At 41.3% G+C, this 24,991-nt stretch carries 23 protein-coding genes; 21 read left to right on the top strand and 2 right to left on the bottom strand.

Annotation, left to right across the window (positions count from 1 at the left end; translation table 11 throughout):
- Positions 1-118 precede the first annotated feature (118 nt).
- From G628_RS0111715 to spoVG, 3 genes are read left to right on the top strand one after another with little or no spacing between them, the layout of a single operon-like run.
- Positions 119-1,387, top strand: coding sequence for a glucose-1-phosphate adenylyltransferase (locus G628_RS0111715; protein WP_026656544.1), 1,269 nt, complete (start codon positions 119-121; stop codon positions 1,385-1,387).
- A gap of 1 nt (position 1,388) precedes the next feature.
- Positions 1,389-2,507 (top strand): glucose-1-phosphate adenylyltransferase subunit GlgD, encoded by a 1,119-nt coding sequence (gene glgD / locus G628_RS0111710; protein WP_026656545.1) that lies wholly within the window; start codon positions 1,389-1,391, stop codon positions 2,505-2,507.
- A gap of 55 nt (positions 2,508-2,562) precedes the next feature.
- Complete coding sequence (gene spoVG / locus G628_RS0111705; protein ID WP_026514385.1) at positions 2,563-2,841, top strand: septation regulator SpoVG; 279 nt, start codon at positions 2,563-2,565, stop codon at positions 2,839-2,841.
- 78 nt (positions 2,842-2,919) lie between these two features.
- Here spoVG and G628_RS0111700 read toward each other — a convergent pair whose 3' ends face one another.
- Entirely contained in the window at positions 2,920-3,141 is a 222-nt protein-coding gene (locus tag G628_RS0111700; protein ID WP_207637989.1) for a hypothetical protein, read from the bottom strand.
- Positions 3,142-3,401: 260 nt separating this feature from the next.
- On the opposite strand from G628_RS0111700, the gene G628_RS18250 reads away from it, so the two are divergent.
- The 7 genes from G628_RS18250 to G628_RS18995 all read left to right on the top strand — a co-directional run bounded on the left by G628_RS18250 (position 3,402) and on the right by G628_RS18995 (position 12,034).
- A complete protein-coding gene (locus G628_RS18250) occupies positions 3,402-4,514 on the top strand; it encodes an Ig-like domain-containing protein (protein WP_051199179.1) in 1,113 nt (370 codons plus the stop codon).
- A 194-nt stretch (positions 4,515-4,708) separates the two neighbouring features.
- Positions 4,709-5,278, top strand: a complete 570-nt coding sequence (gene pth, locus G628_RS0111690; RefSeq protein ID WP_027209217.1) for an aminoacyl-tRNA hydrolase — start codon at positions 4,709-4,711, stop codon at positions 5,276-5,278.
- Positions 5,279-8,833: a transcription-repair coupling factor gene (gene mfd, locus G628_RS0111685; RefSeq protein WP_027209216.1), complete on the top strand. Its 3,555-nt coding sequence runs from the start codon at positions 5,279-5,281 to the stop codon at positions 8,831-8,833.
- A gap of 110 nt (positions 8,834-8,943) precedes the next feature.
- Positions 8,944-9,396: a hypothetical protein gene (locus G628_RS0111680; RefSeq protein WP_027209215.1), complete on the top strand. Its 453-nt coding sequence runs from the start codon at positions 8,944-8,946 to the stop codon at positions 9,394-9,396.
- A gap of 121 nt (positions 9,397-9,517) precedes the next feature.
- Positions 9,518-10,708 carry a pyridoxal phosphate-dependent aminotransferase gene (locus tag G628_RS0111675; protein WP_026656557.1) on the top strand — a complete coding sequence of 397 codons (1,191 nt, stop codon included), beginning with the start codon at positions 9,518-9,520 and terminating at the stop codon, positions 10,706-10,708.
- Between the two features lie 25 nt (positions 10,709-10,733).
- On the top strand, positions 10,734-11,387 hold the full coding sequence (locus tag G628_RS17330; protein WP_051199178.1) for a phosphatase PAP2 family protein: 654 nt from the start codon (positions 10,734-10,736) through the stop codon (positions 11,385-11,387).
- A gap of 128 nt (positions 11,388-11,515) precedes the next feature.
- The gene (locus G628_RS18995) at positions 11,516-12,034 is read left to right on the top strand and encodes a DUF6465 family protein (protein WP_051199177.1); all 519 of its coding nucleotides are present in this window, start codon (positions 11,516-11,518) and stop codon (positions 12,032-12,034) included.
- Between the two features lie 190 nt (positions 12,035-12,224).
- Here the strand turns inward: G628_RS18995 and G628_RS0111660 are convergent, their stop codons facing one another.
- The gene (locus G628_RS0111660) at positions 12,225-13,022 is read right to left on the bottom strand and encodes a hypothetical protein (protein WP_027209214.1); all 798 of its coding nucleotides are present in this window, start codon (positions 13,020-13,022) and stop codon (positions 12,225-12,227) included.
- Between the two features lie 1,121 nt (positions 13,023-14,143).
- On the opposite strand from G628_RS0111660, the gene G628_RS0111655 reads away from it, so the two are divergent.
- From G628_RS0111655 to G628_RS0111600, 11 genes are all read left to right on the top strand, one after another.
- Positions 14,144-14,746: a hypothetical protein gene (locus G628_RS0111655; RefSeq protein ID WP_027209213.1), complete on the top strand. Its 603-nt coding sequence runs from the start codon at positions 14,144-14,146 to the stop codon at positions 14,744-14,746.
- A gap of 24 nt (positions 14,747-14,770) precedes the next feature.
- On the top strand, positions 14,771-15,001 hold the full coding sequence (locus G628_RS0111650) for a helix-turn-helix domain-containing protein (protein ID WP_026668292.1): 231 nt from the start codon (positions 14,771-14,773) through the stop codon (positions 14,999-15,001).
- Positions 15,002-15,033: 32 nt separating this feature from the next.
- Positions 15,034-15,927, top strand: a complete 894-nt coding sequence (locus tag G628_RS0111645; protein ID WP_242827222.1) for an ABC transporter ATP-binding protein — start codon at positions 15,034-15,036, stop codon at positions 15,925-15,927.
- Positions 15,912-16,637: an ABC transporter permease gene (locus G628_RS0111640; protein ID WP_027209211.1), complete on the top strand. Its 726-nt coding sequence runs from the start codon at positions 15,912-15,914 to the stop codon at positions 16,635-16,637. The genes G628_RS0111645 and G628_RS0111640 overlap by 16 nt, the downstream gene beginning before the upstream one ends.
- Positions 16,638-16,645: 8 nt before the next feature.
- A complete protein-coding gene (locus G628_RS0111635; RefSeq protein WP_027209210.1) occupies positions 16,646-17,356 on the top strand; it encodes an ABC transporter permease in 711 nt (236 codons plus the stop codon).
- A 596-nt stretch (positions 17,357-17,952) separates the two neighbouring features.
- Positions 17,953-18,987: a heat-inducible transcriptional repressor HrcA gene (hrcA, locus tag G628_RS0111625; RefSeq protein WP_026656564.1), complete on the top strand. Its 1,035-nt coding sequence runs from the start codon at positions 17,953-17,955 to the stop codon at positions 18,985-18,987.
- Between the two features lie 19 nt (positions 18,988-19,006).
- Positions 19,007-19,690, top strand: a complete 684-nt coding sequence (grpE, locus tag G628_RS0111620) for a nucleotide exchange factor GrpE (protein ID WP_242827221.1) — start codon at positions 19,007-19,009, stop codon at positions 19,688-19,690.
- 81 nt (positions 19,691-19,771) lie between these two features.
- Entirely contained in the window at positions 19,772-21,652 is a 1,881-nt protein-coding gene (dnaK, locus tag G628_RS0111615) for a molecular chaperone DnaK (RefSeq protein ID WP_027209208.1), read from the top strand.
- A gap of 101 nt (positions 21,653-21,753) precedes the next feature.
- The gene (dnaJ, locus tag G628_RS0111610) at positions 21,754-22,935 is read left to right on the top strand and encodes a molecular chaperone DnaJ (protein WP_026656566.1); all 1,182 of its coding nucleotides are present in this window, start codon (positions 21,754-21,756) and stop codon (positions 22,933-22,935) included.
- A gap of 266 nt (positions 22,936-23,201) precedes the next feature.
- Positions 23,202-24,239, top strand: coding sequence for a 50S ribosomal protein L11 methyltransferase (gene prmA / locus G628_RS0111605; protein ID WP_027209207.1), 1,038 nt, complete (start codon positions 23,202-23,204; stop codon positions 24,237-24,239).
- Positions 24,239-24,991 carry an RsmE family RNA methyltransferase gene (locus G628_RS0111600; RefSeq protein WP_027209206.1) on the top strand — a complete coding sequence of 251 codons (753 nt, stop codon included), beginning with the start codon at positions 24,239-24,241 and terminating at the stop codon, positions 24,989-24,991. Before prmA ends, G628_RS0111600 begins: the two co-directional genes overlap by 1 nt.

The following is a 24,991-nucleotide window of genomic DNA, read 5'->3' as shown; positions in this document are numbered from 1 at the left end:
AATAATATGTTTATGATATACTCATATATAAGAGGTAACATTTTTTCTGTAATACAGGACAGTGAGTTTGGTGTATCAAAAACCGGCAGCTATAGCCGGATCCGCAACGAGGTGGAACATGATAAAAAAAGAGATGATCGCCATGCTGCTGGCGGGGGGCCAGGGAAGCAGATTAGGAGTGTTGACAGCAAAGATGGCAAAGCCGGCTGTCTCTTTTGGTGGAAAGTATCGAATAATCGATTTTCCGCTTAGTAACTGTATCAATTCTGGAGTGGACACTGTGGGTGTTCTTACACAGTATCGTCCGCTTAGGCTTAATTCTCACATTGGAATAGGTATACCGTGGGATCTTGATCGAAATTTCGGAGGAGTCACGGTTCTTCCTCCTTATGAAAAAAGCTCCAACAGTGAATGGTATACCGGTACTGCCAATGCTATTTACCAAAACTTTGAGTATATGGAAAATTATAATCCGGATTATGTACTGATCCTTTCGGGAGATCATATATATAAGATGGATTATGAGACTATGCTTGACTTTCACAAATCAAGCGGAGCGGATGTAACCATTGCGGTTATGCCGGTTCCGATGGAGGAAGCAAGCAGGTTCGGAATAATGATCGCAGATGAAAATAAGAAGATCGTGGATTTCGAGGAAAAACCTGAGCATCCAAGAAGCAATCTCGCATCAATGGGTATATACATTTTTTCCTGGGAAGCTTTAAAAGATTCTCTTATTAACAATAAGGATCAGTCGGGACTTGATTTTGGTAAGCATATTATTCCTTATTGCAAGGAACAGGGATTGTCATTATATGCATACGAGTTTGACGGCTATTGGAAAGATGTGGGAACTCTTACATCATACTGGCAGGCAAACATGGAGCTTATAGACATTGTCCCCGAATTCAACCTCTATGAGGAATACTGGAAGATTTACACTTCCAGCGGGGTTCAACCGCCTCAGTATCTGGGACCCGAAAGCGCCGTTGAGAGAAGTATCATCGGCGAAGGCTGTGAGATTTACGGAAAGGTGTACAGCTCAGTTATCAGCCCCGGAGTAAAGATCGGGAAAGGTACTGTGGTCAGCAATTCAATAATAATGAATGAGACCGTTATCGGTGAGGGTTGCAACATAGAAAAAGGAATCATCGCCGAGAAGGTTACTATAGGAAACAACGTAAGAATCGGAGCTTTTGAGGAAAAAGAAAACGACTCGAAGCCCAATATCTATTGTGAAGGTCTCTGCACTATCGGAGAGAAGTCGGTTATTCCCGACAATGTGACGATTGGAAAGAATACGGTTATCTCGGGTGTGACTGCTGAAAAGGATTACAGCGATGGTAAACTTGACAGCGGCAAGACACTAGATAAGGCGGGTGATTGATATGAGGGCGATTGGCATAATTTTAGCGGGCGGCAGCAGTAGCAGGATGCAGGAATTATCCCAGAAGAGAGCAGTTTGCGCAATGCCTGTGGCAGGTTTTTACAGAAGTATCGATTTTGCCCTGAGTAATATGACAAACTCTCATATTCAGACGGTTGCCGTATTTACTCAGTACAATGCGGGAAGCTTAAATGCACACTTGAGTTCATCCAAGTGGTGGGACTTTGGTAGAAAGCAGGGCGGCTTATATGTATTTACCCCGGCGGTAAAAGCATCCGGAAACTTATGGTACAGGGGAACGGCTGATGCGATTGCGCAGAATCTTGATTTCCTCAGAGCGTGCCATGAACCGTATGTGATCATTACTTCCGGTGACTGCGTTTACAAGATGGACTACGGAAAACTCCTCGAATACCATATACAGAAACAGGCCGATATAACGGTTGTGTGTAAGGATATGCCGGCAAACACGGATACCGAGAGATTCGGAACTGTGAGAATGAATGAAGAGAGCCGGATAGAGGAATTTGAAGAAAAGCCTGTAATATCGCGGTCGAATACGATATCCTGCGGAATATACGTGGTCAGACGAAGGCAACTCATTGAACTTATTGAGAAGGCTGATAAAGAAGGGCGATATGATTTTGTGCGTGACATTCTTGTCAGATACAAAGATATGAAGCGCATCTACGGATACAAGATAAAAGAGTACTGGAACAACATCGCTTCCGTTGAAGATTACTTCCGGACGAATATGGATTTCCTGAAAGCGGAGATAAGACAGTATTTCTTTAGAGAATATCCGGGAATCTACACGAAAGTCGTAGACCTTCCACCCGCCAAGTACAACGTAGGAGTTAATGTAAAAAACAGCATTATCTCCAGCGGATGCATCATAAACGGAACAATAGAAGATTCCGTAATATTTAAAGGTGCTTTTATAGGAAACAATTGTTACATTAAGAATGCTATCATCTTAAATGATGTTTACATCGGCGACAATACACATATTGAGAACTGTATCGTTGAAAGTCACGGCACGATCCAGGCAAACTCTTACTACAAGGAAGATGACGGCATTAAAATAGTTATTGAAAATAACGAAAGATACATGATCTAAGTAAACCATTACTGCAGACTTCATGAAATTTATTTGACCAAGAGGGGGTTATATGATGAAGATAACAGACGTCAGAGTAAGAAAAGTTACAAAACAAGGAAAAATGCGCGCAATCGTATCGGTTACATTTGAGAATGAATTTGTTGTTCATGACATCAAGGTAATCGAAGGCGAGAGAGGCTTGTTCATTGCAATGCCCAGCAAGAAGTCTACGGACGGCGAGTATCGTGACATCGCACATCCGATCAACTCAGATATGAGAAAGGTTCTTCAGGACACAATCCTGGAAGCTTATGATAAAGCAGCCGCAGAAGACAGCGAGGGGGAAGCGTGACATAACGGCTGAATAGAATATTGAGTAAAAATGAGGCTTGCGGATTGAATGACCATTCCGCAAGCCTTTCTATGTAAATTAAGCTTCATTCCCGTTGTTTAAACGCTGATTGTTCACGCACATTGCCGCACACGCCAACGGGCATGCACTTGTAATTCCGTATGCCCCCATAAATATAAGAGCAATATACATCAGTACCATAATTACAGCTATTACGAATCCGGCATATTCATAAACATCATCAATATGCTCTTCTTTGTCTGCTCTCTTAGCAACAAGTCTCCTTGCTGCTTTGTACATAGACCATAAACATACTGTAGCCAAAAAAATGTGTAGCGAGACAATCATCACGTTTCCCATAGTATTTCCCCAGCTCCTTATTTAATTTTTTGTAATAAACCTCTGTATGATATAATAACACATTTTGTTTTGATTTATTATTCAATTTACTTATTTTGTATATTTGTTCGTCAAAAATATGTTGAATTTTCGAAAATGCATGCTATTCTTAATATATTGTGCTTACAATAACGAAAAAATGTACATTGGAGGAAAAACGTATGAAAAAGAGTCATTCATTGTTTATTTGCTTTGCACTGTTTTTATTATCATTGGTATTGTGTTGTAAACCGATAAAGGCTGCCGAGCCGACAGTAATTAATCTTAGTGAGCTTAATGAGGGAGAAAAATTAGAAATTAAGGAAGATAGTGTTCTTAATCTTGATACTGACAAAAGTCTTTTTTATATTGGCATAAACGGTCATGAATTAACTATATCCGGAAACGGAACGCTTGAGCTAAGAGGTGTTAAGTTATTTGATTCAGGAAAAATGATCCTTAATAGCGGAACGATAAAATATAGTAGTTCGGTAGCTGGTGATATTAATCTTGAAGTAAATGGCGGCTCTATTATACTTCCAGAGAATATAGGAATATATTATAAGAATATCACAATTAATGGTGGCTATATTTCCGGACATCATATCAGTACTCATTTTGACAGTGATTCAAGTATTAGAATAAATGGTGGTCACTTGGAACTTAAGGATTATATTGATAGTCCCAATTTATACATCGATGACAACATGTTTGTTGTAGAACCTTGGAATAAAGCGCCTGAACAGCTGAGGTATCCTCTTGATAATTCTTTGTACATGGAAATAAGGGCAGAGATGCATGGCGTAAAATTGATACCTAAATCCGAAGTAAAGTTTTTGTCCGGAATTTCATTTAGCGAAAATTCATTTACACTCAATCAATATGAACACAAGCAACTTGCTGTGAATTTTTTTCCGGAGAATGCTTCGAACAAAAATATTACATGGAGTAGCAGCGATAGTGCTGTGGCGTTGGTTCATCCGGATGGATTTGTTAGTGCGTTCAAACCGGGGAGTGCTGTAATTACTGCAACATCAGAAGATGGGGCATTTACTGCTTCTTGTGAAATAACTGTTTCGGATCCAGGCAGTCCGGATGGATTGGTAATAGAGGTTTCAAGTCTATTGAATACACAGCCAAATCAAACAGATATCAATGTTACATATAAAGGTTATAAACTGAAAGCTGGAATTGATTTTGTCATAAAAATAGAAAACGATGAGAACACCGGCTTATCGACAACTAAAATCATAGGACTTGACGAATGCGTTCACAATATTGATAAAATAAGATAACTTATTAGAATCTAGGCTGCATCTGAGAAACAAAACTCCGGTGCAGCCTTATTTTCTGCGTTGATAGTTGGACTATAAGCAACTTTCAAAGTATACTTTGAATAGGCTTTATACATTGTAATATCAAGGGAGATGTAGTAGTGTTAGGGATAATAAAGAAATTTTTTTCAAAAAAAGAAGAGGATTTTGGCAATATGTATGTGATAGCGGGACTTGGAAATCCCGAAAAGAAGTATTTCGGAACAAGACACAATGTGGGCTTTGAGACAATAGACGCATTGTCGGATAAATATAATATAGGACTTACGGAGACGAAGTTTAAGGCAGTATATGGAAAAGGCAGAATCGGAGATCAGAAGGTTATTCTCGTAAAGCCCATTACCTATATGAACTTGAGTGGAGAAGCGATAAGACCTATCTGTGATTATTTCAAGGTCGATACCAAGTCGGAACTCATCGTGATCTCGGACGACGTTGAGCTCGATGTGGGCATGATCAGGGTTAGACCCAAGGGAAGTGCCGGCGGACATAACGGACTCAAGAACATAATTGCTCAGCTTGGACACGACGAGTTTAGCAGAGTTCGTGTCGGAGTTGGCAAGAAGCCCAAGGAATACGATATGGTGAACTGGGTTCTCGGCCATTTCGAGGGCGAGGATGCTACCGGAATCAAGGACGGAATAGGACGAGCTGTCGATGCGGTCTGCGAGATAATGGAGAACGGCGTTGACAGTGCCATGAACAAATTTAACGGTAAAAAATAAATGAGAGCGATAACAACTCCTTTAAACGAATTAAAAGAATTCGAAGAACTGAATAAATATCTCGAGAAGCCCTTTGCCTGTGCGGAAGTGACGGGATGCGTAGACTCCCAGAAACTCCATTTTATAAGCAGTCTTGGGGCTGACTTTAAGTACAGAATAATCGTAACTTACAGTGATCTTAGGGCAAAAGAGATCTTTGAGGATTACAAGTTTTATGACAAGAATGTCACTGTGTATCCCGCTAAAGACCTTATCTTTTACCAGGCCGATGTGCACAGTAACGAGATTGTAAGACAGAGAATACGCTGCATGAGAAGGCTTCTTGAGGGAAGACCCGTTACTGTTGTTACGACATTTTCAGCGCTTATGGCGCCTCAGATAAAACCTGAAGTTATAAAAGAAAACATTCTATCCATAGACAGGCACGTTCCGATTGATGAAACCGAGATCGCAAAGCGTCTTGTTACAATGGGATATGTCAGAAATTATCAGGTAGAGGGACCCGGCGAGTTTTCTGTAAGAGGAGACATCGTCGATGTTTTTGACCTCACGGAAGAAAATCCTTTCAGAATAGAGCTTTGGGGAGATGAGATCCAGTCAATCAGAAGCTTTGACATTATGTCGCAGAGATCGCTTGAAAAGCTTGAATCCATCGACATTTACCCGGCATCAGAGATCATCCTTGATGAGAAAAAGCTCAGAGAAGGAATGGACAGGGTTAACGAAGATACCGAGAAAGTCTGCAAAACACTTCGCGCTGAATTCAAGACGGAAGAAGCTCACAGGATAAAAAAACAGACGGAAGAATTAAATGAGCAGCTCTTTGAACTCCACTCAGTAGTCAATCTCGAGAGTTACATCCGTTATTTTTATGACGACACCGTCACTATTCAGGAGATGTTCCCGAAGGGAAAGAGCTGTATCTTTATCGATGAACCTCAAAGAGTTCAGGAACATGCAATGGCTGTCGAATCCGAATTCAGAGAGAGTATGACGCACAGAGCCGAGAAGGGATACGTGCTTCCGGCGCAGATGGATCTTTTGTATTCAATAGATAACTGCATATCAAGAATGGGAAATGGGCGAAGAGTGCTTGTTTCCGCTCTTGCTATGCCCAAATCGCAGAATCTCTTTTCACCGGAAAAGAGCTGGGACATAAGCGCAAGGAGTGTCGCACCCTATAATAACAGCTTCGATTCACTTGTAAGCGACCTTAAGAAATATGTGAAAAACGGCTACAGAGTTCTTATACTCTCGGGTTCCAGAACAAGGGCAAAGAGGATCGTTGAAGATTTAAGAGATAATCTCGTTACAGCTTTTTATAGCGAGGATCCGGGAAGAGTTCTGCGTCCCGGTGAGATAATGACGTACTACGGAAGGATTCTCAAGGGATTCGAGTATCCGGGAATCAAGTTTGCGGTAATTGCCGAGAGCGATATTTTTACCGAGCATACAAGGAAGAAGAAAAAGAGAAAATCTAAATACACCGGCGAGAAGATTTCCAATTTCGCAGATCTTAAGATTGGCGACTATGTGGTTCACGAAGAACACGGACTTGGAATATACAGGGGAATTGAGAAGGTTGAAACTGACAATGTTGTCAGAGATTATATAAAGGTTGAATACGGAGACGGCGGAAATCTTTATATCCTGGCGACGGGACTTGGAGTTATTCAAAAGTACGCATCAGGCGGAGAGGAAGGACACGGCCATAAGCCCAAGCTCAACAAACTCGGTACATTAGAGTGGACGCATACCAAGAATAAAGTCAGAGCGGCGGTTGAAGAAGTTGCACAGGATCTTGTCGAACTTTATGCGAAGAGGCGAGAGACCAAAGGCTATGAATTTAGTAAGGATACGGTTTGGCAGCAGGAGTTTGAGGACGCCTTTCCTTATCAGGAGACCGAAGATCAGCTAAGTGCCATTGAAGAGACCAAGAAAGATATGGAATCGCCTGTTATCATGGACAGGCTTGTCTGCGGTGACGTGGGATTCGGTAAAACTGAGATTGCGATACGTGCCGCATTTAAAGCTGTTCAGGACGGGAAGCAGGTTGCGGTTCTCGTTCCCACAACCATCCTTGCGCAGCAGCATTACAATACTTTTTGCGAACGAATGAGAGATTTTCCTGTGAGAGTCGATTTGATGTCCAGATTCAGGACGGCAAAAGAGCAGGCTAAGACCGTGACAGACCTTAAGAAAGGTCTTGTCGATATTGTTATCGGAACACACAGGCTTCTTTCGAAAGACGTTCAGTACAAGGATTTAGGTCTTCTTATCGTAGATGAGGAGCAGCGTTTTGGTGTTACACACAAGGAAAAGATAAAGACTATAAAAGAGAGCGTCGATGTTTTGACGCTCACCGCAACGCCAATCCCGCGAACGCTTCATATGTCGCTTGTCGGAATAAGAGAGATGTCTGTCCTTGAAGAAGCGCCCAATGACAGGCTTCCGATCCAAACCTACGTTATGGAATACAACGATGAGCTTGTGCGAGAAGCGATAGTAAGAGAGCTTGGAAGAGGCGGCCAGGTTTATTACGTGTACAACAGAGTAAACGACATAGCGGATGTTGCGGCAAGGATCCAGAAACTTGTACCCGAAGCGAACGTTGCTTTTGCGCACGGACAGATGAAAGAGTCAGAACTTGAGCGTATCATGTACGACTTCATCGACGGAACTGTCGACGTTCTTGTTTCTACGACCATCATCGAGACGGGGCTTGATATTTCTAATGTAAATACTATGATCATTCATGACTCGGACAAGATGGGACTTTCCCAGCTCTATCAGCTGAGGGGAAGGGTTGGACGTTCGAACCGCACGGCTTATGCATTCCTTATGTATAAGAGAGATAAGGTGTTAAAAGAGGTTGCGGAAAAGAGACTTTCTGCGATCAGAGAATTCACCGACCTCGGAAGCGGCTTTAAGATCGCCATGCGTGACCTTGAGATAAGGGGTGCAGGAAGCCTTTTGGGCAAAAAACAAAGCGGCCACATGCAGTCTGTCGGCTATGACCTCTACTGCAAGATGCTCGAAGAAGCTGTCCGTCACAAGAAGAACCCCGGCGAAAAAGATACAAGAGAAGACATCAACACTGTCATCGACCTTGATGTCAGCGCATATATTCCCGACAGCTATATCCTCAACGAAGAGCAGAAGCTTGAGATATACAAGAGAATCGCGAGCATAGAGAACCAGACGGAGAGCGACGATATGAGAGATGAGCTCGTCGACAGATTCGGAGAAGTTCCAAAGACTGCTCTTAATCTCCTCAGGATCTCACTTATAAGAACCGCCGCGCACAAGCTCTTTGTTCCCGAAATTAAAGGCGGCGACGGCAAGATAGAGATAAAGGTAACTCCAAACGCCAAGATAAAAGGCGGGAAGATCCCCGGACTCCTCGCAAGATACGAGGGCAAGATGAGCTTCCATGCTGCCGGAAACCCTGTGTTTATCTATAAGTACAAGAAGGATAAGAACAGCGAGAAGGCGGAAGATATGCTGCTGAAGGATACGGAAGAGATATTGGCAGCGATGGAAGAACTACTATAAAGCAGAACCGGGTGTTTGACTAAGAATATATTCCGGTGTCATATGATATAATTGAAACGGTGACAATGTATTTATAAACGATAATCGGATTGAGAGGAGCTATATCAAATATGGTTGCTGAAATTAATGAGATTATATGTAGCTTTATACCGGGAGTAGTGTTTATCATTGTTGGAGTGTGTCTTGAGAGGCATATTTATACTAAGATCGGCGCGAACGGAATCAATGTTCCTTCAGCAAAGAGAAATATGGTTAAGTGGATGTATGCGCAGGCAATCGGACCTAAGCTCATCATAAAATGCGGAATAATGGTACTTATTTTTACAGTTTTAGTTGACATTGGTGCGCCTTTTTTCAGCTCTATTCGTGACATGGGTTCACACATATGGTGGATTGCCATGGGTGGATGCATATGTGTTATAGATAATAAAGTAGCCGCTTTTTCACCTGAATGGCTCTCAAAAGATAAAGAGAAAGAAAAAAATTGGGTAGATACAGCTGTTGAATTTGCAAGGAAAAGGCAGTATAAGGAGCTGTATGAATTTGCGACGTCAACAAAATGAATAATCTAGATTTTGCAAGATTTTAGATGCTAATATTAAGAGGAGTTTCAAATGATGAAGCTCCTTTTTTGTGGTATACTGAGATACAAAGTTTTTACTTAATACTTAAGGAGACGAGGTTATGATTAACGAGACATATAAATCAATGCTTGGCGCAAAGTCAGTAATTAGAGAGCTTTCGGAGTACGCTACCGCGAGGGGGAAAGAAATCGGATACGAGAACGTTTTTGATTTCAGCTTGGGAAATCCTTCGGTTGCGGTTCCTCAGGAATTTACAGATGAGATGATTAGGCTTCTTCAGACGGAAGATACCATGACACTTCACGGATATACTCCAAGTCTCGGTAATCCTTTGTATAAAGAAAAGATTGCGCAGTCTTTGAATAAAAGATTCGGAATGAACTACGGACCTGAGCACATCTTCCCTACAACAGGGGCAGCAGGTGCTATCTCACATGCGATAAGAGCTATCACAAAGCCGGGAGACAAGGCGCTTGCATTTGCACCATTTTTCCCCGAGTACAATCCGTACATAACAGGTGCGGGAGTTGAGCTTGAAGTTGTTCCCGCAGACACTGAGACTTTCCAGATCAACTTCGATAAATTTGAAGAGATGTTTACAGCTGACGTTGCGGCAGTTCTCGTGAACACACCCAACAACCCTTCAGGTGTTGCATATTCAACAGAGACACTTACAAGACTTGCCGAGATTCTTACAGCTAAGTCAAAAGAGTTCGGACATACGGTATATCTTTTGTCCGATGAACCATACAGAGAGATTGTATTCAAGGGCGCTGACGCTCCATATGTATCAAAGTTCTACGATCACACTTTGAGCTGCTATTCATTCTCCAAATCTCTTTCTCTTCCCGGAGAAAGAATCGGATACGTTGCGGTTAATCCTAAGTGCGAAGGCGCAGAATTTATCGTTCCCATGTGCGGACAGATCTCAAGAGGAACGGGACATAACTGTCCTCCTTCAATTATCCAGCAGGCTGTTGCAAAGGTGTGCGACATGACGGCAGATCTTTCCGTTTATGAGACAAACATGAACATTATCTATGATACTTTGGTTGAGCTTGGATTTACGGTTGTAAAACCCGGCGGAACTTTCTATATAATGCCTAAGGCGCTTGAAGAGAGCTCTATCGAATTCTGCAAAAAAGCTAAAGAGTACGATCTTATCTTCGTACCCACAGACGGTTTTGGGGCACCGGGCTTTTTCAGAATGGCTTATTGCATAGAGACGGAGAAAGTTGAGAGGGCAATGGAGAGACTTCGTAAGTTCGTAAACGAAGTATATAAGAAATAAGTTTTGACTATATGGAGGAGGTGCCATGAAAAAAAGAGGCTACGGGAAGACAATATTATTGTTTATTATTTCGATTATATATACGGTGCTTGTGACTTTTGTTGACAAGCAGGCTATTGGTCCGGAGGGCACCAGTGTTGGTTTTTCCGCGATCAACAAGGTGGTTCTCGACCTTATCTCTTACAATCCCATGTGGGATAAGATAACCGACCTGATGCTGATGATCGCTATTCTTACAGCGGTATATTTTGCGGCAACAGGTTTTCTTCAGCTTGTAAAAGAAAAAAGAACTCTTGCCGAGATTGATAAAGATATTCTTATAATGGGATTTTTGTATGTGATACTTGTTATCATGTATGTGCTTTTTGATAAAGTCCCTTTCAACTACAGACCGGTTCTTTTACCCGACGAAGTTGAACTTGAGGCGTCATTCCCGTCAACACATGTGCTTATGATCTGCACAATCATGGGAACAGCTATCGCTGCATGGAGAGAAAGATTTTATGATGACGAAAATCTTGTGACAGTTCTTAAAGTCTTCGCCTGTGCGGTAATGTTCATAGGTGTTGTCGGAAGAGTGTTGGCAGGTGTGCATTGGTTCAGTGACATATGCGCGGGATTGCTTTTTTCAGCCACTTTGATATCGGCATATGAAGCTACACTAGATAAATTGGGATGATATAAAGGGCAATTATCTGTAGATGCTTTGACAATGCAGTTTATTGGTGGTAAACTTTATTTCGTAATCACTTTATTGTTTTAACGAGTTTCATGGATCATTTGCGATTTTGAGGAGGATAACGAAAAATGGCAGAGATTAAGAAGGCGGAAGCAGTTGTAAAACCTGTTGCAACTATCAAGAACCCTACTTTTATTACAGAAGTTAAAACACCGGAAGTAAAGACTACAACTGCCGAGACAAAGAAAGCACCGGCAAAGAAGGCTACTGCAAAGAAGACTACAACCAAGAAAGCAACAGCCAAGAAGACAACTACCAAGAAAGCTGCTAGTACAGCTAAGAAGGCAACAGCTACAAAGACTGCTGCAAAGAAAACTACTACAAAGAAGGCTACTGCTAAGAAAACAACTGCAAAGAAGACTACAACAAGAAAAGCAGCTACAAAGCCTAATGTAATGATCGAGATTCAGTATTCATACAAGCACATCTCGAACGAAGAGCTTGTTCAGAAATCTTTGGATAACTATCAGTACGACCTTAAGGGCGATCCTTCAAAGGTTAAGAAGCTCAGCATCTACGTTAAGCCTCAGGAAGATAAGGCTTACTATGTAGTTGATGACAAGATTTCAGGTGACATCGATATCTGATGAGAAGTGCATGACGGCTGTCATCAGCCTGTGAGAAAAGAAATAGAGGAGCAATGATCGGAGTAATCCGGTTGTTGCTTCTTTTTTTTATCATAGGAAATTTAGCTTTAGCGGCGAAATCTTGCTTACATCTTTGATGCTCTCTGTTATGCGGGGATGGAGCTTATCGAAGCGAGTATGAGTTAAAGGTTTATTGCAAAAATTCTTTAATCATATTTTGGATTATATTTGAGCTTATAGCATTTTGAGAGGTTTCAAATGTCATAATCATGTTTTTGCCTGGGAAGAATCCGTTTTGATTGTACGCTTGGATCTTAGCTATATTTTTGTTGGAGTAAGCAATATTATCCATCATTCCGAAATGTTCCCATACTATCTCTTTTCTCTTATTTATATTAAGGCATGTAAAATCCGGGTATACTGTTCCTATCCCTTTCAGATATAAAGGATATTCATAGCGATAAGGAACACCACATTGTTCTAATGTATTGGCTATGATAAGTTCAGATTTGGAACGTACTTTAATACCCTTACCTGAGTAAAATTCAAAATCCTTCATGAATTCTGAGCTTTCGTAGGAAACAGATTCCCACTTTTTTACAAATATTTCTTCTGTATCAATAATAGGTGATACGAGTAGTTGTCTGGCCTTTGACATATGTGTATAGACGTTGTTGATTTCGGAAATATCATACGCTTTTAGAAATTTATCAAGTTCTTTTTTTAGATTGTTAAGCTTAGTTGAAACAGCATGCTCATATTTTTGTTGCGCAACGTTCCTGAGAATATTGAGTTCGTCGGCTTTTGCATATGTTCGTTTTCCTGAAACTCTGTCAACCCAATAATACTGATCATAACCGTTACTCTTGCTGACAACAATTCCTCGATCGGGTATATTCTTCAGTTTAAGTAGGTTTTTGTTGGATTTTGAGATGAGCTCGTCAAGTTCCTTTAGTTGTGCTTTCATATCTTCTTTTAAATCTTGCATAGTACCACCATTATTCTTTTTTTTTCATGTAAACACTGGTTATAAATTGGAAAATGCGACGATGAAATTATTGCCGCGTTGAAATATTAGAATCGGTTTGATGAAAACCGAAGAAGACTATAACTCGAAACATGACCTTATGTCAATATGGTTTGTTCATTTAAAAATATTTTTTATTCTTTTGTTTTACGTTTTTATTTTACGTCTGCTGAATGTGCAATCTGTTCATCTTGCGTTCGTTTTTAAGAGTATAGCCTAGTGCTGATGTCACCAAATAAGCCGACTTTATTACTTGTCTAAATTGTCATCTACGTTGTTGTCGTCAATAGCCGTACCGCCCGGTACGGCTCATTCCTCCGCCTAGCAGAATGACAATTTCTTCTTCGTAAAAAGGTCGAAGTATTTGATGACAGCAGCACTAGGAGATCTTTACGCGAGACGAATGGCAGAACTGAGCTTGTACACGTAGAGATAAGCGATTGTAGGAAAGGCTTTACGGGCATAGAATCCCGTAATTGACATGTACACGTAAGAATAAGCGAATAAGGGAGTGGTTCTACGGGTATAGAATCCGGAAATTAATTTATACACGTAGAAACAAATGGATGTGAGATGGATTTTACGGGTATAAAGTGTGTAAGAGAATCTGAGTAACGGAGGGGCGAAAGAGCCTATTTGTATCACAAAGCTTTTTCTTCGAAGATAAAGATATAACAAGCTTTGTAATTGAATTGCAAGATATAGCCTTTTTGCCACTCTTGCTGCTTTTTACGATAAAAAATAAAACAAACAAGATAAATATTTAATGTTTATCATTAAAAAGTTATTGACAGGTATAAAACGGGATGCTATATTATACTCATGAACAGGAAATAACCGGACGCGGTGATGGAAAGTTCATAAATTCTCGAGAAAATTCAATCAAGATAATTTGAAGTTAGATACAAACGTGAACGCACATGAAGTTGCCAAAAGAGGTTAAAGAAAAAAGTTGCTTTCACAAACGAAATAAGAAAATAAATAAGAACAAACAACAAGAATGAAAAACGGCCATGCGCCGGAATAAGACAACAAATAATAATTGAGCGCGAACATAGGGATTCGCAGATGGGAGAATAAAAATGAGAGAACAGGAAATTAAACTTGCTAATGTAAAGAAGAGCTGCAGTACAACCGGAAAAGTTGCAAAAGTACTTGGAATTCTTATGGCTGTGATTGCTGTAGTGATGCTTGTTGGCGGTATAGTGATGCTTGCCTGTAAGAACAATATCAATAGTAGTATAAAAACTGAAGAAGTGAGCGGAAAAGTAGTAGCACATGTATTCAGTGAGAACGGAACTGAACTCTTTAGTCTTGAGCAGGTTGAAGATATGGGAAAACATGGCATCTTAGGAATGTTTAACGTTGTGGGAATTCTTATGTATAAGGGTATGGCTGCGGAAGCACTTGCGGTAACTTTCTTTTCTACAGCTGTTACAATTGCTATCCTTGCCGGAATCTTCATCATAATAATGAAAGTATTTAAGCTCATTGAAAATAGTGATTCACCTTTTAGCGGAGATGTTATGAAGAAACTCAAGACAGCATTTATCATAATTACTGTTTACACATTCTTTGCAGTAGGTCTCGGAGCTGCAGCTCTTGCAGGAGTTGTATTCTGGAGCATATATTGCATCCTTGATTACGGTTATGTTCTTCAGAAAGAATCCGATGAAACTTTATAATTCCGGAAATGTGAGGTAATTGATATGGGTAAAATTATACTTAGATTAGACCGCGTCATGGCTGACAGAAAAATGTCTCTGAACGAACTGTCTGCAAAAGTTGGCGTATCAAATGTAAATCTATCCAAGATAAAAACAGGAAAGATCAGTGCTATCAGATTTTCAACACTCGAAGCAATATGTGAAACTTTAAACTGCCAGCCGGGAGACATACTTGAGTATGATCCCGACGCGGCATCGGATGACAGTGAATAAAAAGGAAAAATATGGAAATCACTATAGAGAACTTGACTAAAAGATTTGGAGATCAAATTGCGGTAAATAATTTGTCTCTTAAGATTCCGGAAGGTAAGATATATGGTTTCATAGGTGCAAACGGTGCCGGTAAAACAACGACCATGAAGATGATGGTTGGACTTTTAAAGCCTGATTTAGGCATCGTCAGATACAACGGAAAAGAAATGAAACATCTGGATAGCAGTATAATGCAGGATGTAGGCGTGTTTATCAGTAAGCCCAATTACTATCCCAATCTGACGGCAAGAGAAAATCTTGCATATCTTCAACGAATACTTGGGAAAACTGTTGAAGAAGCAGACAGGGTTCTTAAGCTTGTGGGACTTGACGGCGTGGGCAACAAAAAGGTTTCTAAGTTTTCTTTTGGAATGAAGCAAAGACTTGGGCTTGCCATTGCCTTTCTGAATAATCCCAAGGTACTTATTCTTGATGAGCCGACTAACGGGCTCGACCCCAAAGGAATATTTGAGATTAGAGAGATGCTGGGAGAGTTGGCGCATCAAAGCGGATGTACGATTTTTATTTCCAGTCATAACATTGCCGAGATTGAGAAGCTTTCAGACAGAATTTGTATCATCGACAGAGGAAAAAAGATATTTGAAGGAAGCATTGAAGAACTCTATGAAACTGAAGGACTGGAATATTGTATAAGGACAAATGATTCTGAAAAAGCAGCGGAGCTTTTTGGCAAGATTGGACTGACATATGTAAGAAAAAATGATGCATTCTTTATGGAGATGGCAAAAGAAAAAATACCTGCATTGTTAAAACTTCTTATTGATGCAAATGTTGAAGTATATGAGGTGTCGCCAAACAACAGCCTTGAAAACATATATCTGGCGCTTACCGGAAAAGAAAGAGGTGGCGTATGCAGTGTCTTATAAGAGAAGAAATAAAAAAGATACAGGCTGACAAGTGCGTACCATATGTGATAACCGGCTTTGCGGTGTTATGTAACTTGATGGTAGCGGTCTTATGCAAGTTTGATGTGACTAACGAGGATGTACTTGCATTATACGGAAAAAACGGAGTGAATCTATATTTTTTCATCGGTATAAATACGCTTGTTGGGCTCTTTTGCGCGATGTTTGTCGGATACATGATTTTGACAAAAGAATATATAAATGATACTTGGGATCTTCTGATGATAAAACTGTTTGACGGCAAGAAACTTGTTGTAGCCAAATTCATCGTATTTATGCTGTATCAGAGCATCTACATACTTTTTTCTATTGTTTTATACATTCCGATTTCAAAGCTCTTAATTCGCGCAGATATAGATTTCAGAATGCTTGGAAGTGTTCTGATCATAGTTTTTTTCATAAATGCATTCTGTTATATACTTCAATACTGTATTCAACTATATGTCAAAAATTTCCCCATAGCTGTTGTGTCAGGACTTCTGCTTATCTACATCCTCGGATCGATCAGAAAAATCGTGCATATTGCAAATTACATTGGGGCAGTTGCCGGAACGTACGCATTTGAATCCGGAAATGTATATAATGTAAAGTTCCTTGCTACAGCTGCATTGCTGAATGTTGCAATCGGCGCTACTTTTGTATATATAAGCGGGAAAAAGTTCTACTCATAGGAGGGAACATGGATTATTTAAGATTTGAACTAAGAAAAATTAAAGGTTCCGGGATACTCGTAATCGGAGCTGTTCTGACAATCCTGTCTGTTTTGTTTCAGGGATATTTGGGGCTCATGGTAAAAGAAGTAACATGCGATATCATACATGTTACTGCGATGGATCTTTTTTCGACCCTTATTTTCCCTATATTTATATCAGTTGTGGTTTCGGAGAGCTTCTCTATAGAAGAGACAAATTGTGGAATCGCAAATTCTTATTTCACTAATATTTCAATAAATAAGATCTATACGATGAAACTTTTGACTGTCAGACTTATAAATCTTTTTTATTTCATATTGGCAACTGCGATAACCATGATATTTGTTGCCCTAAAAGGCGGAAATCCTTTGCTTACTCTGCTAAAAGAGTGGAAGTGGCTCGCTCTCTCGGTGCTGACTATTTTTTCACTGATAAATATCGTTGGCTTGATAATAATATTGTTCAAAAGCCGCCTCTGCTCAATGCTGATATCAGTCATAGCGACCATCTTTGCCAGCATCCTTAACCCGCTGGGAATTTCCTGGCTCAACCCTTGGTATGGTTTCGAACACGCTCTTTTTTACAGGGGACTTAGCCACCTTGCCATAACCTACATGATAACCCTTTTTGTATTAAGTGAATTTCTTATAAAAAAGAAAATCCAAGTAATTCCCAACCTTCTGGAAAGCATGGTCTAATCATTATTTCAAATTATGTCGTTCAGGAATCTATACATTCTTGAACATGAAGTTCAAGAATGCATCAACCAAGCCAATTAAAATCGACTTCGTCGATGGGGCTTGGTTGACTCTTGAATCACTTTTTCACGAAATCTGCAGCAAGTGCGGATTTCTGTAGTTTCATCTAAGATATCATATACTATAAAGAAGCACTTTATTTAGTAGTGGTTTTCCATAACCAGCCGGGACTTGAAGGCATATGTTCGAAAATGTGCAGATCTCGGACGAGCAAGATGATTTTCAAATTTTCCAAGAAACGGGAATGCCGACTTCTCTGAGCAACGTCGAAAGGAGGCATTCCCGTTTCTTGGAAAATTATGAAAATCACTGCGCAGCCGAACACAAGCATTTTTGAACATATGCCTTCAAGTCCCAGCGTCATGTAAGCCACCACTTTATATACTTTTTAGAAAAGGTATGTTGACATTAATGGTCCGGAGTGATAATTTATGATACAGAAGATGTTAGCACTCAAGCCAAGTGAGTGCTAACACATAAGAAAACAGTTACCGTCCAATGAATTTAACCGGTGAATACATAGGAAGGTGGACACTTTGGAATTAGACGAGAGAAAAAGAAAAATACTTCATGCGATAGTCAGAAATTACCTTGAGACAGGCGAACCTGTAGGAAGCCGTACAATTTCCAAGTATACGGATCTTAATCTTAGTTCAGCTACTATAAGAAATGAGATGGCGGACCTCGAAGAGATGGGGCTTATCATCCAGCCGCATACATCGGCGGGACGTATTCCTTCAGATCAGGGTTACCGCGTCTATGTAGATGAGATGCTTCGAGACAAAGAGCAGGAAGTAGAGAACATGAAAGAGATGCTTCTCGATAAAGAAGAGAAGCTTGAGACACTTCTTAAGAAGGTTGCCAAGACACTGGCTGTTGATACCAACTATGCGACAATGATCTCGGCGCCTCAGATCAGGAAGAACAAACTTAAATTCATACAGATATCCAAGGTTGATGAAGAACATCTTCTTGCAACCATAGTAATAGAGGGCAATGTCATCAAGAACAAGATTATAAACGTCGAGGAAATGCTTGATGACGCCACGATGTTGAAACTCAACATTTTGCTTAATACCAGACTGGACGGACTTGCGGTTGAAGATATTAACCTCGGACTTATAGCGGCGGTTAAGCAGGAAGCCGGAATACACAGTGAGATCATAGGAAACGTCATTGATGCTGCGGCAGAGTCAATCACGGCGGATGACGATCTTCAGATATATACAAGCGGAACGATGAACATCTTCAAGTATCCGGAACTTACGGACAGTGCCAAAGCGAGTGAGCTGATAAGCACGTTTGAGGATGCCAAAGATCTTAACAGTATCGTTGAGAACACGCTCTCTGCTGATGAAGAAGAGACAGGCATTCAGGTCTATATCGGAAACGAAACTCCGGTTCAGGCGATGAAGGATTGCAGCGTTGTTACCGCAACATACGAACTTGGTGACGGAATGAAAGGTACCGTCGGAATAATCGGCCCTAAGCGAATGGACTACGACAAAGTTATTTCGACACTTAAGAATATGAGATACGCTCTTGACGAACTTTATAGGAAAAAGAGCTAGATGAGGAGGCAAAGTTAAATTGAGCAGTACAGATAAGAAAAAAGTTCACGATAAACCTACAAAGGAAGTGAACGAACAGGAGAAGGAAGTTCTCGAAGAAATCATTGAAGAGCTTGAAGAGGAAGCTAAAGAGAAGAAGGAAGAAGCTGCCAAAGAGGAAGCCGAGGCCGAGGATAAAGAAGCTTCCGAGGAGAATAACGAAGAGACTTCCGAAGAAGAGACTGACGATAAGAAAAAAGGTCTTTTCAACAAAAAAGAGAAAAAGGATCCTCTTAAGGAAAAGATAGATGAACTCAATGACAGACTTATCAGACAGGTCGCAGAGTTTGATAACTTCAGAAAGAGAACCGACAAAGAGAAAGCTCAGATGTTTGAGCAGGGGCAGGGAAGTATCTTAGAGAAACTTCTTCCTGTGATAGATAATTTTGAGCGAGGACTTCAGGCGGTTCCCGAAGATGAGAAAGACGGAGCCTTTGCAGACGGTATGAACAAGATCTATAAACAGCTTATGAAGCAGATGGAAGATCTTGGAGTAACCCCGATTGAAGCTGTGGGAAAAGAATTCGATCCCAACTTCCACAACGCGGTTATGCAGGTGGAAAGCGAGGAATATGAATCCGGAATTGTTGCACAGGAACTTCAAAAGGGATATATGTTCCACGACACCGTGCTCAGACACAGCATGGTTGGTGTTACCCAGTGAGTGGTATAGAAAAAAACAAATCAATATCACTGTATATCAATACGTAAATAATTCAATTTTTATAACGGAGGAAAAGTAGAAATGAGTAAAATTATCGGTATCGACTTAGGTACAACAAATAGCTGCGTAGCAGTTATGGAAGGCGGAAAGCCTACTGTTATCGCTAATGCAGAGGGAGCCAGAACAACACCTTCAATCGTTGCTTTCACAAAGAATGGCGAGAGAATAGTTGGTGAACCCGCTAAGCGTCAGGCAGTTACAAATGCAGACAATACAATCTCTTCAATCAAGAGAGATATGGGTACAGACAACGGTCGTACCATTGATGGAAAAAAGTACTCTCCTCAGCAGATTTCAGCTATGATCCTTCAGAAGCTCAAAGCTGATGCAGAGCAGTACCTCGGCGAAAAAGTTTCAGAAGCTGTAATCACAGTTCCCGCATATTTCAATGACGCACAGCGTCAGGCTACAAAGGACGCAGGTAAGATCGCAGGTCTTGAGGTTAAGAGAATCATCAACGAGCCTACAGCAGCTGCACTTGCATACGGACTTGATAACGAGAAAGAGCAGAAGATTATGGTTTATGACCTTGGTGGTGGTACATTCGACGTATCAATCATCGAGATCGGTGACGGTGTCATCGAAGTTCTTTCTACAAACGGTGATACACACCTTGGTGGTGATGACTTCGACCAGGCTATCATCAACTGGATGGTTCAGGACTTCAAGAGCAAAGAGGGTGTTGACCTTTCAGGCGATAAGATGGCTATGCAGAGACTTAAAGAAGCTGCAGAGAAGGCAAAGAAAGAGCTTTCTTCATCAACAACAACAAATATCAACCTTCCTTTCATTTCAGCAGGCGCTGATGGCCCTAAGCACTTCGATGTAGATCTTACAAGAGCTAAATTTGAAGAGCTTATCCACGACCTTGTTGAGAGAACAGCGATCCCTGTTCAGAACGCTATGAAAGATGCAGGTCTTACAAATTCAGATATCGGAAAAGTTCTCCTTGTAGGTGGATCAACTCGTGTTCCTTGCGTAGTTGAGAAAGTTAAGCAGCTTACAGGCCAGGAGCCTTCAAAGAACCTTAACCCTGATGAGTGCGTAGCTATCGGTGCTTCTATCCAGGGTGGTAAGCTCGCAGGAGATGCAGGCGCAGGCGATATCCTTCTTCTTGACGTAACACCTCTTTCACTTTCAATCGAGACAATGGGTGGTGTTGCTACAAGACTTATCGAGCGTAACACAACTATTCCTACAAAGAAGAGCCAGGTATTCTCAACAGCAGCTGATAACCAGACAGCCGTTGACATCAACGTTCTTCAGGGTGAGAGACAGTTCGCTAAGGACAATAAGTCACTCGGACAGTTCAGACTTGACGGAATCCCTCCGGCAATGAGAGGAGTTCCTCAGATCGAGGTAACATTCGATATCGATGCAAACGGTATCGTTAACGTATCTGCTAAGGATCTTGGAACAGGAAAAGAGCAGCACATCACAATTACAGCAGGATCAAACATGTCTGATGAGGACATCGATAAGGCTGTTAAGGAGGCTCAGGAATATGAAGCACAGGATAAGAAGCGTAAAGAAGGAATTGATGCGCGTAACGATGCTGATTCATTTGTATTCCAGACTGAGAAAGCTCTTCAGGAAGTTGGCGACAAGATAGATGCATCTCAGAAGCAGGTAGTTGAGGATGACATCAAGACTCTTAAGGAAACACTTGATAGCACAAAGGATAAAGAACTTTCAGACAGCGAGATCGATGCTCTTAAGAGCCAGAAAGAGAAGCTTATGACTGATGCTCAGGCACTCTTTGCTAAGATGTATGAAGGTGCTCAGGCAGCAGGTGCAGGCCCTGATATGGGTGCAGCAGGCGCAGGCCCTGACATGAGCGGAGCTTCAAATGCAGCTGATAACAACGACAACGTTGTTGACGGCGACTACAGAGAAGTATAATAAGTTTTACGATAAAGTTTCTGATAGCCAGACGAATATTCGCCTGGCTATTCGGAGCATTTCGAAACAGAGAGAAAATTTGATGATATTTGAGGAGTGTTATGGCAGAGCAAAAGCGTGACTACTATGAGGTTCTCGGAGTAAGTAAGAGTGCCTCGGATGATGAGATTAAAAAAGCATATCGTGTACTTGCTAAAAAATATCATCCTGATATGAATCCCGGAGACTCAGCTGCGGCAGAGAAGTTCAAAGAAGCTTCGGAAGCGTATGCTGTACTTAGTGATCCTGAGAAAAAGAGACAGTACGATCAGTTCGGTCATGCTGCATTCGAAGGGGGATCCGGCGGATTCGGAGGATTTGATTTTAACGGTGCTGACTTTGGAGATATTTTCGGAGACATATTCGGCGATTTCTTCGGGGGCGGAAGGTCACGTGGCGGCGCAAGAAGCGGCCCTTCCAAGGGCGCCAATCTGCGTGCCAGTGTAAGGATCACTTTCCTTGAGGCTGTATTTGGCTGCGAGAAAGAGCTTGAACTTACAATAAAAGATCCCTGCCCGACATGTCACGGAACAGGTGCTAAGCCCGGAACTACAGCGCAAACATGCCCTAAGTGCGGAGGAAAAGGCCAGATCGTATATACTCAGCAGTCTTTCTTTGGCACGGTAAGAAATGTTCAGACATGTCCTGAGTGCGGCGGAACAGGTAAGGTTATCAAGGATAAGTGTACAGATTGCCACGGAACAGGATATATCGCAAGCAGAAAGAAAATTCAGGTTACAATTCCTGCAGGTATAGATAACGGACAGAGCGTAAGAATCCGTGATAAGGGTGAACCCGGAGTAAACGGCGGACCGAGAGGAGATCTTCTTGTTGAAGTTATCATCTCAGATCATCCTATATTCCAGAGAGAGGGATATGACATCTATTCTATGGTTCCTGTATCATTTGCGGTTGCAACTCTCGGAGGAACGGTTCTTATCGATACCGTTGACGGTAAGGTTGCGTATGACGTTAAGGCAGGAACTCAGACAGATACAAGAGTCAGACTTCGCGGAAAAGGTGTTCCTTCACTCAGAGATAAGACAATTCGCGGTGATCACTATGTAACACTTGTTGTTCAGGTTCCCGAGAAAATCTCGAAAGAAGCGAAAGACATTCTTAAGAAATTTGATGAGCTCACAGGTGATTCTCTTACAGCGGCCGAGCGCATGATGGATTCCAAGGACAAGGATCCCGGAAATGACGGCCCCGGTGGTAAGAAGAAGAAATCATTCTGGAAATAAATTTTCCTTATGTTTTAAAGTATGGTATACTTCCGTAGTTAGAAATAGCTACGGAAGTTTTTGTGATATAGGAGTCATAAGTCGGAAATGCGTGCATGCTTGCATGAGTAGCATTTCGACTTTATGACCCGAACAGAAATGAGGAAATAGCAATTTACGAAGTAAATTAGCGTTTTCCGAATTTCTGTAGAATTGCGAGAATGGCGTATGCCATGAAGCAATTCGTATATCACAAAATATTTACAATTATATATAGGTGAAAAAATATGAAATGGATGCGTTTTAGAGTTCGTACAAACGAAGAGGCAGAAGATATCATAATCAGTTACCTTGAAGACATTGGTCTTGAAGGCGCGCAGATAGAGGATAACGCACCTTTGACTGCATCTGATAAAGAGCAGATGTTTATTGACGCGCCGGAACTTGAGCCTGATGAAAAAGAAACAGGTATAGAAGAGGGAATCGCTTATCTCAATTTCTTTTTGGAAATCGATGATAATGACATGCTTACGGTTGAGTATCCCGATGATAACGGCGAGTACGTAAAGGTTAAGAAAACTCCCGATGAGATGCTTGAAAAGATAAAGGAAAAGCTTGCTGAACTCAGAGCTTTTACAGATATCGGTGACGGAACAATATCGGTTGATGTTACGGAAGACATTGACTGGATCAACAATTGGAAACAGTACTTTCATAAGTTTTATATAGACGATGTTCTCATTATTCCTTCATGGGAGAAAGAAACGGATGAGGACAAAGAGAAGGCAGAGATGGTTCTTCATATCGATCCCGGAACAGCTTTCGGAACAGGAATGCACGAGACGACCCAGCTTTGTATCAGAATGTTGAGGAAATACGTGACTCCCGAGACCGAACTTCTCGATGTCGGAACGGGAAGCGGAGTGCTTTCAATTCTTTCTCTTATGTTCGGTGCCAGGCATGCTGTCGGAACAGATCTTGATAAATGCGCAGTTCCCGCGGTAAAAGAGAATATGGAGAATAACAACATCAGTCCCGATAAGTTCGAGATGATGATTGGAAATATCATAGATGATAAAGAGATACAGGATAAAGTCGGCTATGATAAGTATGACATCGTTGTTGCGAATATACTGGCAAATGTACTTGTTCCTCTGACTCCCGTTATATTGAATCAGCTTAAGAGCGGCGGAATATATATTACATCGGGAATCATCAATACCAAAGAGGAAGAAGTAAAAAAAGCACATCTTGATGCGGGTCTTGAGATACTTGAGATTCATCATCAGGGAGACTGGGTTTCTATCACATCGAGGAAAAACTGATGTATCATTTTTTTGTTGAAAGCGCGCAGGTGAGCCCCGATCTTAAACGCGTGGATATGGTCGGATCCGATTACAATCACATCGCCAATGTCCTTAGGATGAAAGTGGGTGAGCAGTTTTCCGTAAGTATCAAAGAGGAAAACGACGGCCGCGAGCTCTTTTACGAGATTGAAGAAATAAATAAGACAAGCGTTGTGGGAAAGCTTTGCTTTGTTGAGGAAGTGGGGAATGAACTTCCGTCAAAGATCTATCTTTTCCAGGGGCTTCCTAAGGTCGACAAAATGGAGCTCATCATTCAGAAGGCTGTTGAACTCGGAGCTTTTGAGATTATACCTATGTCTACAAAAAGGTGTATAGTAAAGCTTGATGCAAAAAAAGCTGAGTCAAAAGTTAAGAGATGGCAGGCAATCGCGGAAGCGGCAGCCAAGCAGAGTAAGAGAGCGGTCATTCCCGCTGTAAAAGAACCGATGACAATGAAGCAGGCAATAGAGTATGCAAAAGAACTCGATGTAAAGCTCATACCCTATGAACTTGCAGAGCATATAGATGAAACCAAAAAGATAATCGAGGGTATTAAGCCCGGTGAAAACATTGCTGTATTTATCGGACCTGAGGGCGGATTTTCCGAAGAGGAAGTGGCAATTGCAAAAGAAAACGGTGTTCTTCCGATAACTTTGGGAAAAAGAATTCTTAGGACAGAGACAGCAGGTTTTACGATTATTTCATGGCTTATGTATCATTTAGAAGGATGA

Source organism: Butyrivibrio hungatei NK4A153, from assembly GCF_000424465.1.
Classification (GTDB): domain Bacteria; phylum Bacillota; class Clostridia; order Lachnospirales; family Lachnospiraceae; genus Butyrivibrio; species Butyrivibrio hungatei_A.
This window is presented reverse-complemented; position numbering and strand designations above follow the sequence as displayed.

Excerpts from the sequence above, each read along its gene's own strand:
- G628_RS0111715 (WP_026656544.1), top strand. The coding sequence starts at position 119 with ATGATAAAAAAAGAGATGATCGCCATGCTGCTGGCGGGGGGCCAGGGA.
- glgD (WP_026656545.1), top strand. The coding sequence starts at position 1,389 with ATGAGGGCGATTGGCATAATTTTAGCGGGCGGCAGCAGTAGCAGGATG.
- spoVG (WP_026514385.1), top strand. The coding sequence starts at position 2,563 with ATGAAGATAACAGACGTCAGAGTAAGAAAAGTTACAAAACAAGGAAAA.
- G628_RS0111700 (WP_207637989.1), bottom strand. The coding sequence starts at position 3,141 with ATGTACAAAGCAGCAAGGAGACTTGTTGCTAAGAGAGCAGACAAAGAA.
- G628_RS18250 (WP_051199179.1), top strand. The coding sequence starts at position 3,402 with ATGAAAAAGAGTCATTCATTGTTTATTTGCTTTGCACTGTTTTTATTA.
- pth (WP_027209217.1), top strand. The coding sequence starts at position 4,709 with ATGTATGTGATAGCGGGACTTGGAAATCCCGAAAAGAAGTATTTCGGA.
- mfd (WP_027209216.1), top strand. The coding sequence starts at position 5,279 with ATGAGAGCGATAACAACTCCTTTAAACGAATTAAAAGAATTCGAAGAA.
- G628_RS0111680 (WP_027209215.1), top strand. The coding sequence starts at position 8,944 with ATGGTTGCTGAAATTAATGAGATTATATGTAGCTTTATACCGGGAGTA.
- G628_RS0111675 (WP_026656557.1), top strand. The coding sequence starts at position 9,518 with ATGATTAACGAGACATATAAATCAATGCTTGGCGCAAAGTCAGTAATT.
- G628_RS17330 (WP_051199178.1), top strand. The coding sequence starts at position 10,734 with ATGAAAAAAAGAGGCTACGGGAAGACAATATTATTGTTTATTATTTCG.
- G628_RS18995 (WP_051199177.1), top strand. The coding sequence starts at position 11,516 with ATGGCAGAGATTAAGAAGGCGGAAGCAGTTGTAAAACCTGTTGCAACT.
- G628_RS0111660 (WP_027209214.1), bottom strand. The coding sequence starts at position 13,022 with ATGCAAGATTTAAAAGAAGATATGAAAGCACAACTAAAGGAACTTGAC.
- G628_RS0111655 (WP_027209213.1), top strand. The coding sequence starts at position 14,144 with ATGAGAGAACAGGAAATTAAACTTGCTAATGTAAAGAAGAGCTGCAGT.
- G628_RS0111650 (WP_026668292.1), top strand. The coding sequence starts at position 14,771 with ATGGGTAAAATTATACTTAGATTAGACCGCGTCATGGCTGACAGAAAA.
- G628_RS0111640 (WP_027209211.1), top strand. The coding sequence starts at position 15,912 with ATGCAGTGTCTTATAAGAGAAGAAATAAAAAAGATACAGGCTGACAAG.
- G628_RS0111635 (WP_027209210.1), top strand. The coding sequence starts at position 16,646 with ATGGATTATTTAAGATTTGAACTAAGAAAAATTAAAGGTTCCGGGATA.
- dnaK (WP_027209208.1), top strand. The coding sequence starts at position 19,772 with ATGAGTAAAATTATCGGTATCGACTTAGGTACAACAAATAGCTGCGTA.
- dnaJ (WP_026656566.1), top strand. The coding sequence starts at position 21,754 with ATGGCAGAGCAAAAGCGTGACTACTATGAGGTTCTCGGAGTAAGTAAG.
- prmA (WP_027209207.1), top strand. The coding sequence starts at position 23,202 with ATGAAATGGATGCGTTTTAGAGTTCGTACAAACGAAGAGGCAGAAGAT.
- G628_RS0111600 (WP_027209206.1), top strand. The coding sequence starts at position 24,239 with ATGTATCATTTTTTTGTTGAAAGCGCGCAGGTGAGCCCCGATCTTAAA.